General features: G+C 34.4%; 13 protein-coding genes and 1 pseudogene. 5 read left to right on the top strand and 9 right to left on the bottom strand.

All coding sequences use genetic code 11. The annotated features are described in order from the left end of the window. Positions 1-164 (top strand): type II toxin-antitoxin system HicB family antitoxin (locus VB694_RS21350; protein ID WP_416233493.1); only part of this gene is annotated, 164 nt, incomplete at its 5' end. A gap of 85 nt (positions 165-249) precedes the next feature. Here the strand turns inward: VB694_RS21350 and VB694_RS21345 are convergent. From VB694_RS21345 to VB694_RS21330, 4 genes are all read right to left on the bottom strand, one after another. Then, entirely contained in the window at positions 250-2,028 is a 1,779-nt protein-coding gene (locus VB694_RS21345; RefSeq protein ID WP_323362343.1) for a hypothetical protein, read from the bottom strand. A gap of 362 nt (positions 2,029-2,390) precedes the next feature. Further along, positions 2,391-2,954, bottom strand: coding sequence for a Uma2 family endonuclease (locus tag VB694_RS21340; protein WP_323362342.1), 564 nt, complete (start codon positions 2,952-2,954; stop codon positions 2,391-2,393). Between the two features lie 117 nt (positions 2,955-3,071). Next, positions 3,072-3,482 (bottom strand): type II toxin-antitoxin system death-on-curing family toxin, encoded by a 411-nt coding sequence (locus tag VB694_RS21335; RefSeq protein ID WP_323362341.1) that lies wholly within the window; start codon positions 3,480-3,482, stop codon positions 3,072-3,074. Further along, positions 3,460-4,083: a hypothetical protein gene (locus VB694_RS21330; protein WP_323362340.1), complete on the bottom strand. Its 624-nt coding sequence runs from the start codon at positions 4,081-4,083 to the stop codon at positions 3,460-3,462. The genes VB694_RS21335 and VB694_RS21330 overlap by 23 nt, the downstream gene beginning before the upstream one ends. Positions 4,084-4,220: 137 nt before the next feature. Between VB694_RS21330 and VB694_RS21325 the strand changes: the two genes are divergently transcribed. Continuing rightward, positions 4,221-4,808: a cytochrome b gene (locus VB694_RS21325; protein ID WP_323362339.1), complete on the top strand. Its 588-nt coding sequence runs from the start codon at positions 4,221-4,223 to the stop codon at positions 4,806-4,808. Positions 4,809-4,888: 80 nt separating this feature from the next. On the opposite strand, the gene VB694_RS21320 is transcribed toward VB694_RS21325, so the two are convergent. Then, on the bottom strand, positions 4,889-5,182 hold the full coding sequence (locus VB694_RS21320; RefSeq protein ID WP_323362338.1) for a hypothetical protein: 294 nt from the start codon (positions 5,180-5,182) through the stop codon (positions 4,889-4,891). 119 nt (positions 5,183-5,301) lie between these two features. Further along, on the bottom strand, positions 5,302-6,123 hold the full coding sequence (locus VB694_RS21315; protein WP_323362337.1) for a SirB1 family protein: 822 nt from the start codon (positions 6,121-6,123) through the stop codon (positions 5,302-5,304). Positions 6,124-6,750: 627 nt separating this feature from the next. On the opposite strand from VB694_RS21315, the gene VB694_RS21310 reads away from it, so the two are divergent. After that, a complete protein-coding gene (locus VB694_RS21310) occupies positions 6,751-7,560 on the top strand; it encodes a DUF1194 domain-containing protein (protein WP_323362336.1) in 810 nt (269 codons plus the stop codon). A 186-nt stretch (positions 7,561-7,746) separates the two neighbouring features. Continuing rightward, positions 7,747-8,163, top strand: coding sequence for a hypothetical protein (locus VB694_RS21305; RefSeq protein ID WP_323362335.1), 417 nt, complete (start codon positions 7,747-7,749; stop codon positions 8,161-8,163). A 186-nt stretch (positions 8,164-8,349) separates the two neighbouring features. Here VB694_RS21305 and VB694_RS21300 read toward each other — a convergent pair whose 3' ends face one another. Next, the gene (locus tag VB694_RS21300) at positions 8,350-8,670 is read right to left on the bottom strand and encodes a hypothetical protein (protein ID WP_323362334.1); all 321 of its coding nucleotides are present in this window, start codon (positions 8,668-8,670) and stop codon (positions 8,350-8,352) included. 385 nt (positions 8,671-9,055) lie between these two features. Between VB694_RS21300 and VB694_RS21295 the strand changes: the two genes are divergently transcribed. After that, a complete protein-coding gene (locus VB694_RS21295) occupies positions 9,056-10,450 on the top strand; it encodes a TldD/PmbA family protein (RefSeq protein WP_323362333.1) in 1,395 nt (464 codons plus the stop codon). 77 nt (positions 10,451-10,527) lie between these two features. On the opposite strand, the gene coaE is transcribed toward VB694_RS21295, so the two are convergent. Both coaE and cobA read right to left on the bottom strand, forming a co-directional pair. Continuing rightward, positions 10,528-11,118, bottom strand: coding sequence for a dephospho-CoA kinase (gene coaE / locus VB694_RS21290; protein ID WP_323362332.1), 591 nt, complete (start codon positions 11,116-11,118; stop codon positions 10,528-10,530). Between the two features lie 147 nt (positions 11,119-11,265). Further along, a pseudogene (gene cobA / locus VB694_RS25355) lies at positions 11,266-12,847 on the bottom strand (uroporphyrinogen-III C-methyltransferase). Positions 12,848-12,877 lie beyond the last annotated feature (30 nt).

Raw genomic sequence — 12,877 nt, 5'->3', positions numbered from 1 at the left:
TTACTATGTTTCAAGATGAAGATGGGATGTTTATTGCTGAATGTCCCTCTATTCCTGGTTGTGTCAGTCAAGGAATAACTGAAGCAGAAGCACAGGAAAACATTCAAGAAGCTATTAGGGAATGTTTAGAAGTTAGGTTAGAAAAAGGGATTTTAGAAAATTAAAATTATAATCGTAGGTTGGGTTAAACGAAGTGCAACCCAACCAATATTGAAGAAAATTCTATTTTACTTACTTCTTACCTTTTGATTATCTCAGATAATTGTTAGCCCAAGCATAGCGTTGTGCATCTTTATTCAATAGATATTCTGCTGCTTGATGTCGCTTATCTTCATCTTTTTCATTCCTGATTACTTGCTTAATTTCTGCGTCTATATCTTTAATTTCAGCACCAAATTCAACAGCTTTTTCAAACCAGTAATCACCTTCTGGATATTCATATCTATCATAACAAATAGCGCCCATTAATGTATATGGTTGATGAGTGTCTGGTTGATATTCCATTGCTTGTTTTGCACATTTTTCAGCGTTATCTAGTTGATCATCATCTCTAAATGCAGCACCTCTAGTTACTAAAATTGCTGATTTTAATCTATTTTCCCGGATTCGACCAAGATCGAGATTTGTAATCTTTAAAGCCTGTTCAATTTCATTTGCTTTCCGCCAAAACTTACTAGCTGTGGGTATATTCCATTTATTTCCTGTACGTTGATATTCTTTTTCAAAAAATTCAGCTTCTTGTCTGTAATGAGTTCTAGCAATTTCACCATCACGAGACAACATACCTTTTTCTATTAGCTTAATTACTAAAAGAGACTCTAATCTTTCTTTTCTCTCCAATTTCAGCATTATGCCATAAAATGGATCTATTGGTAGGTTAGGATTTATTATTTGATACTTTCTTTTGAGTGATGCAAAGTGTTTTTGTTCGGCGAAGGTGATAATATTCTCATATCCATGATTGGATAACCAGGTAATTTCTGCATCTTCCAGAAAATTACCTAGTGCTGCTTTTTTTTGTAAACTGATAGCATATTTTTCATTGGCGATCGCTAAAGTATCTATCAATTCTTTATCTGCTAGAAATTGTAAATCACTATCACTCAAGTTTTCTCCAGATTCGATTTTTCTCAGAATCACATATAGTTCACTGTTCACCGATGTATCTGGATATTTTTCGGCTTTGTATTTTACTTTTAATGTGGTAAATTCCCTTTCCTGTTCCAGTTTTTTAGCTATTGCTAACGTCTCTGTTAATCCTTTTTGGCTTAACCAATCTTCATCTAAATAGTTTAGCTTTCTGTTATCCTCTAGTTTTTGTAATATTTCACATAATCTACTAGAGGTTGAAACATCAAGATGTTCAGTAGCTTGGTACTTTTCTTTTAACTGATTAAATTTTGCTTGTCTCTCTGACTTTTGCTGTTCAGAAACTTCTATAGTTTCCAAGAGGTCATTTTCCCACAACCATTCATCTTCAGAATTATCCAAAGGTTGAAATTTATCTAATTTTTTCAGAATTGGATACAATATTTTATCAGGTAATAAATCTGGATATCCAGTAGCTTGGTACTTTTCTTTTAAAGCAGCGAAATTTTTGATATCTTGTAATATCGCTATCAACTGTGACAAATTATGATCTCTCAGTAATTGAATATCTTGACTATCTAAATCTCCTTGTGTGTCTAATTTCCATAGAATAGGATAGAGAAAACTACTTGATGATGATTCCCAGGTTCTATTAATATTATACTTTTCTTTCAATTGAGAAAATTCAGCTTCTAATCTTTTTAGTTCCCCCTTTCTATACTTCTGCATAGAAATCAAATTAATTACTTGTGTTAGTTTATTTTCTGCTAACCAATTTAATTCTGATTCACTAATTTCTAATCCTAAATCAGTTTTTCGTAAAATTAGATATAACAAACTATGAGGAGAATTATCTTCATAGTTATTAGCTTGGTACTTTTCCTTCAAAAAAATAAAATGTTTGCACTTCATTTCATAGTCTTGATCTAAGTTACTCATATCAAAACTCACCATTTTTACATTGTTACTACAAGATTGTTAGATGATAACTACACAAGAAAAATTTATATTCCGCATAATCAAAAAAGTTTTTTATTGTTTTTTATGTTCAGTATTTTCTAGGAAATAATCTTTAAATTAAGTAGGTTTACTTAAAAATACGCATTTTTACAATAGTGGCAATAAAACTGCTATCTATAATTAAATTCAAAAATATTAACCAAAAATATCAAATATATGATCGCTAATCACGATGTTTACATTACTCCTGAACAATATTTAGTGAAAATGTAGGTTGGGTTAAGCAACGCGCAACCCAACAAAATGTTTTATCTAATAATCAGGTGGCTTTAATGTGGGGTTCAAATTTGTAATTCAAATCCTGGTAAAACATCTTCTCCAGAAATTACAGCAGGAAGTTGGACAATTTCTACAGGTTTTCCAATTCTATAAATTTCTACTTCTTTATCTTGTAGGTTAATTAACAAACCTAAACGCAAACCATTATCTATATATTCCTGCATCTTTTCTTGCAGAGTTTTCAATCTGTCGGTTTCTGATCTCAGTTCAATGATAAAGTCTGGTGTAAGTGGGGGAAATTTCTTTCGTTCTTCTTCTGTTAATGCTTCCCAGCGTTCTAATTTTATCCAAGCAACATCAGGTGAACGTTTTGCACCATTGGGAAGTCGGAATATTGTTGAGGAACTAAACACTATTCCTAGTTTTGTTTGGTAATTCCACAGACTGACTTTAAAATTTAAGTCAGATTCACTACGGCCGCTTTCTCCTCCTACTGGTGGCACAATAATTAACTCTCCTTCTGCATTTAGTTCTAAGCTTACATCTTTATTGGCCATGCAGAGTTGGTAAAATTGTTCATCTGTAAGGCGAATAATTGGATCTAGGTTTAAGGTGACTGTGTTCATTTAACTACTCTTAGCCTTTAAGTAATATGTTTTTTTTGATGTAAAAACCTCAAGTAGATTTTTTACGTTCTAATTTTCAAGGTTTATGGGTATTACAATCTTATCAAAAATTATCTTTTAAAATAATTCTATAATACAATCTCTCAATATTTCTATTAAATCTTCCTTACTCACTTTATTATCAGCAACTTGCATTGTTAATTGATATGCTTCCTCTGGTGTCAAATTCAATTCATAATCATTCAAATTCAAAAACGTCACCATCACATCAAAAGCAGTGCGTTTATTACCATCTATAAAAGCATGATTTTTACAAATGTGAAATAAATACGTTGCTGCTTGTTCATAAATTGTTGGATGTAATAATTCACCTCCAAAACTTGCTTGAGGTTGATAAATCGCAGAGTCTAATAAACCTTCATCGCGGATACCTTCTGATCCACCATATAAGTTAATCTGTTTTTTATGTATACTTAATACATCTTCTTTATTAATGAATTTCGGATTATGCCAGTTTTCTATACACATAATCCCATTTTTTGGTAGATGCTAAAGAAATCAGCATAGCTTCTGATTCTTTAGGTGTGATATCATCTTCCAATTCTAGTGATTTAAAAAAATCTTCAGTACATACTTTAAATTGTACACTAGCCTTAATGATTGATTGTATTACGTGTTTTCTTGTTTCTGTAAGAATGTATATTTCATGCTGCGAATAGGTTACATAAGAAGCTTTCTTCTTAATTTCCTGATATACCTCTAGAGTAGACACAATCATGTCCATAAAAACTCCTTTACTATGTTCGATAAAACTAAACTCACAGCATTGTTCTAAAATTTCTTTAAGCAGAAAATTGTATCTAACAACAAGTAAAACTGATAATTGATCCAGTTGTACTTTTTCTTTTAACACCTTAATAAATTGAAGAACTTTATTAATTTTGTACTGTAGCTTTTTCACTTCCTCTATAAGTTTATTAAGAGATATAAGCCCACTATTCTCTAACTCAATTATTTCTGCAAATATTTCATCTTGCGGGTTAGCATTATTCAGGCATCTTTCCAGAAATTCTATCCTTTCCTGAAAGCTGTGAATTGTATTTTCTTGGAGTATAAAACTGTGTAGCATATTTTATGTATCTAGCTGGTGAGATTATCCACTTCCTTAAATCTACCTTAACCCAAAAATACAAGCGTATAACTTAAATCGTTGCTAAACTAAATTTACAATTGCTCACAATCATAGATAAAAACCAATCATAAGATATGTCTTTAGTCAATACACCCTCTAAACCTAGACAAAATTCTGCATTTAAGCACCTAATGTCTATCCATTGGTGGATGTCAATTGGTTATTTAATCCTATTTGTGACTGGAACATTGATGTCCAGGTTACAGGATGAAGTTTTTATTCGTCCTTACCTGTATGATTTTCATAAATCAATGGCTATTTTAGTGATGGCTGTACTTACTTGGCGAATTTTCGTATTGTTACGTGTTTGGTGGCGTAAATATACAAAAAAATTTCCTAAATTTACTTCTGAATGGATAAAAACCGTCGCCCTACATACCAGTTTATATATCTTTATGTGGGCTGTTCCTATCGCCGGTTTCTTGCTTTCCAACTCTTATAAAAGTAATAATGTTAAATTCTTTGGCATTCTTTTACCTGATATGTTTCCCCAAAATTCGGCAATGGTGGAAATAGGCAGAAGTCTACATTTTTGGTTAGCATATACATTTTTGGCTTTTATTATTTTACACACAATCCAACAAAAAAAAGTGGTGCGATCGCTTTGGAAAAAATTCACCAAAACTATCACACCTCGCAATGATTTATCCAGTAACCAATAAACCAGGTTGTATCAGTTATCAGTTATCACTGTTTATTGTTCACTGACTCCTGACTCCTAACTCCTTGCATAATTAGCTAACTATTTTTCATGTTCCTGTTGATTATTATGTATGGTGTTATCTGCTTCCAATAACCTTGACATAAATACATCTGGTTTTCTACTCATCACAGATACAACTTTATCAATGGCAATGACTTCACTGATTTTAACAACCATTTCCCACAAAGTATCTTCTTCTGTCTCTTTATTGTGAGTTCTGTGTTTAAACCACAACAAATCATCTACAACCCCGATAATTGTCGCAAAATACCATTTGTCTCGTATTAGTAACCATATTTCTTTCTCTACGTAGGTTTGCAGAATAGATTTCATAATGGCTTAGATAACAAAAAGTTATAACGCCACATCCTACTTTTGATAGAGAAAATATAACAAGCGTAAATTTACTTAAATCTAAAATAGTAACATTAATACTCTTATACAGAAAAACATTATGAATTATCTAACTTACCCAATAATTGCCGAATTACATCTGCATCTTCAGCGTCGGGAACCTGAACCAGATAAATTTGTAAGTCCTCTACAGCTTGGCTAAAATAACCAAGTTGATAATAAAGCAAACCTCTGTCTCTAAGTTCTAAACTGACACCTGGAAACAATAGCAAAATTCGTTCTACCACAGATAGAGTTTTTTCTAATTCCTGTCGTTGTAAGTAAATATACTTTAAATTTGTCAACATCCGCGCCAAAAACTGCCGCTTGCTGACAACTGCTAAATATTCTGGTTGTAAAATTACCGACTGCTGATAAATTTGTGATAGCCGTTCCTGGCAGTCTTGAGGAAACATCACCTCACCACCATTGAAAGCATCCACAAAAATCTCTATATCTGCAATATCTGGACGAATAAGGAAATGTCCAGGCATTCCCACCCCTACCATCGGGAAATCAATACGTTTTGCTACCTCCATATAAACTAAAGCCAAAGTAATGGGAATCCCCGTTCTGCGTTCTATGACATCATTGAAAAAGCTATTACATGGATCATAATAATCTATTTTATTACCACTAAATCCTAATTCTTCGTATAAATACTGGTTAATATTTTGAATAATCCGTAGCGGATAGCGGGAAACTGGTAAGCGTTCCTCTAACTCTACTGCCATTGTATCCAGGGCGTTTAGGTATTCTTCCGGGTCAAGGTCGGGATATTCTTCCTGGGCAATATATAAAGCTGCCCTGGCCAAGTTTATAGACTCGTCAGGTTGTTGAATCTCTTGGTAAAAATACTGTCGTGCTGACGAGAAGTTCATAAGCAGTAAAAATGAAGCTACATACTCTTATTTTAGGTGATAGAGCGGATTTTGACTAGAAAACCACAAAAATCAACAACTTTTGAATGACTCTCCTTTAATCCTTTAAGTAGGTAGGCGTTGAAAATTGTCGTTATGGCAAGGCAAGAGGCAAGAGGCAAGAGGGAAGAGACTTTCAGGGATTTTACATTTTGTTACATACCTTGGTTTTTTTGAGCCGACTTACTTAAAATTTAATTTACATTAACTTCATCATTTCTTTAAATATCAATCTCTTTGATCTGTAGGTAAATAATAGGTTGTACACTTGAGTACGTAAGTGTTTTGGCGGTTGCTGTCAGTATGATTAGCTTGTTTTAATAGTAAACTTTCTGTGAAGTTGCTCAAAGAGGGTTTACAGGCATTACAAAGCTATATTAGTATTCGGGTATGACTAAAGGTGACAAAAAGCCTCATTAAACTCACTAGAGCAATTATTTTCTTATGTGGTACTACCTGAACTTAATTTATGCTTAATTAGCAACCTTACTTACACACACTGAGGAATTTTGTTCTGGTGAAATTTACGTATCCATAAGAACTACTTTAATCAAACCTTACAATTTAAATCTGAAAATGAGAGCCAACATGAAAATTTCTAACCTGTTCCGTGGAACACTTGCAGCATTAACTTGTGGTTTGTCAGTTGTAGCTATTTCCACAACTGCCAATGCGGCTTCCCTGACTCCTGTTGATTTGGAACTTTCCTTGCTCGTTGACGTATCTGGAAGTATAGATACTAACGAATTTAACCTGCAAAAGCAGGGCTATGTCGATGCTTTCGCAAGTTCTACCCTTTTTGACGACTTCATTTCTAAAGGAAAATACGGCAAAATTGCGGTTAATTACATCTACTGGTCTAGTAGCAATCAGCAACAAGAAACTGTTGGTTGGACTTTGATTGATAGCGCAGCTAGTTCCCAAGCTTTTGCTAACAGTATTAATACAGCAGCGCGTCCTTTTGGTAATCTAACTGCTCCTGGTTCAGCAATCAATTTCGCCTATCCTAAGTTCTTCACTAATGACTTTGATGGTACTTATCTAGTCATCGACGTATCCGGTGATGGCGCTCGAAATGATGGTGCTAACACAGCTACTGCCAGAAATAATGCTTTAGCTGCTGGTGTTGATGCTATTAACGGTATCGTCATTCTTGGTGAGTCTGGACTGGCAAACTTCTATCAAAATAACGTTATTGGTGGTGTTAATGCAGATGGAACACCAGCATTCCTCAAAACTGCTAGTGACTTTACTACCTTTGGTAAAGCCATTGACGAAAAACTGAAGGCGGAAATCACACCTACTGCTGTTCCCGAACCAGCTTCTCTCATCGGTATCTTAGGCTTAGGTGCTTTTGGTGTTACCTCACTCCGCAAACGCAAGCAAACCGCAATCTAACGCATATATTTATTAAGCACAAATATAATTAGACCCTTGCCATGTCAACACCAGACATGGCATTTTTGGCGTTACTACCCAGATCCCCGACTTCTTTTGTTTATTGTGTCCATAAATGATAAATTGATCTTAGAAGTCGGGGATCTTATAGCAAAATTACAAACGCCAAAAAATTAAATTACCAATATGAATAAATCAATTATTTGGATAACTGGAGATTCTTTAAATCCCCAAAACTCAAGTTTACAAGAATATCCTCACAGTCCAGCTATCTGGGTTTGGGATGATGCTTTAATAGCAGAATGGCAAATTAGTTTAAAACGCCTAACTTTTATTTATGAATGTTTACTAGAATTACCTGTAGAAATTCGGCGGGGAAATGTGGCAGAAGAAATTATCAAGTTTGCCAAAGAACATGATGCTAATTTAGTTGTCACCACAGATAGTCCCAGTCCGCGCTTTGAAGAGATTTGTCATCAAATTGAAGAATCTTTAGAGTTGGAAATATTTGTCACAGAACCGTTTTTCAAATATGATGGCTTTATTGATTTAAAGCGATTTTCCCGTTATTGGAAAGTAGCTGAGAAATATGTTTTTGAATAGATTATAAACAGTTAATTGATTTTTTTGATATTATTCCGAAGGTAATGTTTTGTAGATTCATCTACATAAATTTCTTGATAGTTCTTGTCTACATAAGGTTTGATTAAATCAAAAATATGGGTAAATCTATTAATCAAAATTTGCTCTGGTTGATATTTTTCTAAAACCTTGAATAAAAATTCTGAATCAATAAGTTCCAGAACTTAATCTTTTTCTAGAGATAACGATTATTTCTGGAGGAATATTAATTTGACTATAAAAACCATACATTCCTATATCTGTAAATAACCATTTGCTTTGGTTTTTATAGATGAGAATTCTTTCTAAGTTGGCAAATTTAATTTGAGATTTTTGGACAAAATTATAATTTTCCCATTGAACTACACCTAGTTTAATAGGAATTACTAATAAGGTAAAAAAGATGGTAAAAATAGCAAATTTAGAAATTTGAATTTGTTGAAGTTTGAAAATATTATTAGTATGATTATTTTGACGAATTTTTAGCAAAATTTCTCTAATTCCATAAGCACTTAACCATATTAGAGGTAGGGAAATTAAAATTATATAGTGATACCAAATAGGTTTATGATTCAGAAAAACAAAGGTGATAATTATTAACCAAAATAAAGGAATTCTATAAATATGCTGTTCGGGTTTCTTGTCAACGTCTATAAAAATTTTCAGTTCTGTAAATCCCAGTTATAAAAATTTAAAGTTTCCTGTATATGTACAGACGTATTTTTAAAATTACATTATGGATATCAAAAACTTATATATTTGTCAATACCTTTAGTTAAAATCAAATAGAATTCCTATATGTTTTTGAATGGATAGCAAAATAGACCTAAATAGTTGCACAATAAATACAGTTCGTCATGATCACTAATCAAGAATGCCAAACTTACTTGCTGACGTACAAAATTTACTCTCTGAATTGATATCCCGCTATTCCTCCCGCGTGGATTATTTGATGATTCGCTTAGAAGAAGCGGAGGAAACAGATATATTGTTACGTGGTGACAAGGTAGAAACCCTCAGCGAAGGTATCTCTATTGGCGGTCATGTTCGTGCTTGTTATAAAGGTGGCTGGGGTTTAAGTAGTTTTAACCAGTTAGCTACTATTAAAGAACGAATAGAAGAAGCAATTATAGCTGCAAGGATAGTTGGAGATGAAGAAACCATCCTCGCACCCATTGAGTCTGTTCAAGCGATATGTAATTTACCCCTGACAGGCATTGATCCGCGTACTGTTTCCCTAAAGCAGAAAAAAGAATTGTGCGATCGCTATACTGAATTATTAAAAAGCGTTGATTCCCGCATCACTACTACCTCAGTTCGCTATGGTGATAGCAATCAAAGAGTAATTATTGCTACCTCAGAAGGAACGCTAATTGAACAATCTTGGGTAGATATGGAAATGCGTTTTGCAGCCACAGCAAGAAATGGCGACACCGTACAAACTGGGAGAGAAACCATAGGTTCACGCAAAGCTTACGAAGATTTAGTAAATTTAGATACTCAAGTTAAAAGTGCTGCTGAAAGAGCCGTCACAGCCTTATCTTTACCACCAGTTAAAGGTAACACTTATACCGTAGTCATTGATCCAATACTTAGCGGTTTATTCGTTCATGAGGCTTTTGGGCATCTTTCCGAAGCAGATATGGCCTATGAAAACCCTGATTTGCTGGAAGTTATGACCCTGGGAAGGCGTTTTGGTCCCCAAGAACTGCAAATTTTTGATGGTGCTGCGCCTCAAGGTCATCGTGGTAGTTATTTTTACGATGATGAAGGCACACCTGGTACAACTACGCAATTAATTAAAGATGGTGTTTTAGTTGGACGTTTACATTCTCGTGAAACTGCGGGGAAATTAGGAGAAGTACCTACAGGAAATGCCCGTTGTCTCGATTACCACTTTTCGCCCATTGTACGGATGACAAATACCTGGATTGAACGTGGTAAAACACCAGTAGCAGATTTATTCACAGGTATTAAAGAAGGTGTATATGCACGTAACTGGTTAGGTGGGATGACAAACGGGGAAATGTTCACCTTTAGCGCCGGTGAAGCTTGGATGATTAGAAATGGCAAAATAGCTGAACCTGTAAAAGATGTTACACTTTCTGGCAACGTGTTCCAAACTCTAACAGATATTGAAGCCATAGGTGATGATTTTTACTGGGATGAATCTGGTGGTTGTGGTAAAGGTGGACAAAATGGTTTACCTGTGGGTTGTGGTGGACCGAGTTTGCGAATTCGGGATGTAGTTGTGGGGGGAGAAAGTTGAATAATTGGTAATCGGGTTTTGCGTCGGGGTAAAATCCCCCGTTGCAAAACTTAATTCTAAATTCTAAATTCTAAATTCTAAATTCTTTTTATCACCTCATCTACCTGTTGTAAAAGTGATTCTAAGGTTGAGGAATTATCTAAAATCACATCCGCACGGGCAATTTTTTCTGATATTGGTAATTGACTATTAATTCTATTTGCAGCTTGTTCATGAGTTAAATTATTCCGCTGGATTAATCTTTGTTTTTGTTGTTCTGCGGAACAAGATACAACCCAAATTTCACTCACTAAATTTTCTAAACCAGCTTCAAATAATAAAGGAATAACTAAAACTAAAGTATTTACAGATGATTCATTAATAGTTTTTAAAAAACAATTTCTTACATAAGGATGAATTACATTTTCTACCCATTGACGTTCTTCATGTTGATTAAAAATAATTTCTCCCAACTTAGCACGATTTAAATTTCTATCTGGTAGTAAAATTTCTTCTTTACCATAACGTTCGGCAATTTGTGCGAGAATTGGTGAGTTGATAGATACCGCATCTCTAGCATAAATATCTGCATCTAAAATCGGTAAATTGTAAGCACTCGCTAAATAATTAGCAACTGTACTTTTACCTGTAGCTATACCCCCAGTTAAACCGATTAAACGTTTGGTCATTTGTTATTTGTTATTAGTCATTAGTCATTAGTCATTAGTCATTAGTCATTTGTTATTTGTTATTAGTCATGAGTTATGAGTTATGAGTTATTAGGAAAAATTTTCTTCCCAGTCCCCAGTCCCCAGTCCCCAGTCCCCAATCACCAATCACCTATTTGCCCATTGAAGAATTGCTTTTAGTAAGCCTTCCGCAGTGTATTCTTCTGCTTCTAAATCGACACGACCAAATAAATCAAAACAAGTTTTAGAAGTTTGGGGACCAATGGAAGCAATGTAAGTTTTATCTAAGTAATGTGTGATTCCTTCTGGAAATTTATTTGCTGTTAATAGACAGAAAAATTGTACTGTTTTAGAACTTGCAAAGGTAATTAAATCTAAAGTGTGATTTTGCAGAGCTATTTCTGCCGCTGGGGGGATACTTTGAGGACAACGAGATTCATAAGCAGCAACTTCGATGACTTCAGCACCTTGGGAAGTTAATTCTTTGACTAAAAGCTGTCTTCCTCCGCTTTCAACTCTGGGAAATAAAATTTTTTTATCGGCTAAGTTTTCAGGAAAGTTGATAACTAAAGAGTCAGCAATAAAGTGGGGAGGAATAAAATCAGGTTGGATATTCTGTTTTTTCAGACTTTCGGCTGTTTTTTTGCCAACAACGGCAATTTTTACCTTAGCTAAGACACTTTTATCTTTTCCTTTGGTCTGGAGTCTGTTAAAAAAATATTCTACGGCGTTAGTGGAAGTGAAAATTAACCAGTCGAAAGTAGATAACTTAGATATTTCCTGGTCTAAAGCTCTCCAACTGGAAGGAGGACAAATTTCTAAAGCTGGTAGTTCAATTACTGTAGCACCTTCTGCGGTCAGGCGATCGCTAAATTGGCTGGACTGTCCAACTGAACGGGTAACTAAAATGGTTTTACCTGAGAGGGGATAGGTGGATGGGGAGATAGTCATATAATAATAAAATAATAAACGCTAATTTTTAAGAAGTTGAAATATGAGTATGGGGATCATATTTTTATAAGAAATTCCTTAATTTTACAACTTCGCCAATAACAATTACAGCAGGTGAAAGAGATAAACCCATTATTTTTTCTAAAATATTATCTAGTTCACCTGTCCATACTTCTTGACTGGGAGTTCCAGCCCAACGGATGATAGCTATGGGTGTAGACTGAGATTTTCCATATCTTAGCATTTGATGGACAATCTCTGCTAGATTTTTACCCCCCATCAAAATTACTAAAGTTTCTAATCTTGATAATGCTTCCCAGTCTAAAACATCTGGTTCGTGTGCTGTCAACACTGCAAAACACCGACTGAGAACAACATCTGTCAGAGGTATTCCTGCTAATAAAGGTGCTGCTAAAGCTGAAGATATTCCTGGTATGACTTCAAATTCACAACCCGCCGTTTTTAAAGCTGCAATTTCAGAAATACAACGTCCAAAAATAAAGGGATCACCTGATTTTAGTCTAACAACTTGCTTACCTTCCTGGCAATACTTCACCAATAAATTGTTAATTTCCACTTGGGGAGTGCTGGGTTTACCACCACGTTTACCAACATCTAATTTTAAACAGTCTACTGGAACACAATCTAACAATTCATTATCTACTAAAGCATCGTAAACTAAAACTTGAGCAGATGCTAAAAGACGATAGGCTTTAACTGTTAAATATCCTACGTCTCCAGGTCCTGCACCAACAAGGTAAACTTTCTTATTAGTCATTAGTCATTAGTCATTAGTCATTAGTCATTA

It is taken from the genome of Anabaena sp. UHCC 0451 (genome assembly GCF_034931405.1).
GTDB lineage: Bacteria > Cyanobacteriota > Cyanobacteriia > Cyanobacteriales > Nostocaceae > RDYJ01.
Note: the sequence above shows the minus strand (reverse complement) of the source record. Positions and strands in the feature narration are given on the sequence as shown.

Coding starts and splice junctions, on each gene's coding strand:
- VB694_RS21345 (WP_323362343.1), bottom strand. CDS start 2,028: ATGAGTAACTTAGATCAAGACTATGAAATGAAGTGCAAACATTTTATT.
- VB694_RS21340 (WP_323362342.1), bottom strand. CDS start 2,954: ATGAACACAGTCACCTTAAACCTAGATCCAATTATTCGCCTTACAGAT.
- VB694_RS21335 (WP_323362341.1), bottom strand. CDS start 3,482: ATGTGTATAGAAAACTGGCATAATCCGAAATTCATTAATAAAGAAGAT.
- VB694_RS21330 (WP_323362340.1), bottom strand. CDS start 4,083: ATGCTACACAGTTTTATACTCCAAGAAAATACAATTCACAGCTTTCAG.
- VB694_RS21325 (WP_323362339.1), top strand. CDS start 4,221: ATGTCTTTAGTCAATACACCCTCTAAACCTAGACAAAATTCTGCATTT.
- VB694_RS21320 (WP_323362338.1), bottom strand. CDS start 5,182: ATGAAATCTATTCTGCAAACCTACGTAGAGAAAGAAATATGGTTACTA.
- VB694_RS21315 (WP_323362337.1), bottom strand. CDS start 6,123: ATGAACTTCTCGTCAGCACGACAGTATTTTTACCAAGAGATTCAACAA.
- VB694_RS21310 (WP_323362336.1), top strand. CDS start 6,751: ATGAAAATTTCTAACCTGTTCCGTGGAACACTTGCAGCATTAACTTGT.
- VB694_RS21305 (WP_323362335.1), top strand. CDS start 7,747: ATGAATAAATCAATTATTTGGATAACTGGAGATTCTTTAAATCCCCAA.
- VB694_RS21295 (WP_323362333.1), top strand. CDS start 9,056: ATGCCAAACTTACTTGCTGACGTACAAAATTTACTCTCTGAATTGATA.
- coaE (WP_323362332.1), bottom strand. CDS start 11,118: ATGACCAAACGTTTAATCGGTTTAACTGGGGGTATAGCTACAGGTAAA.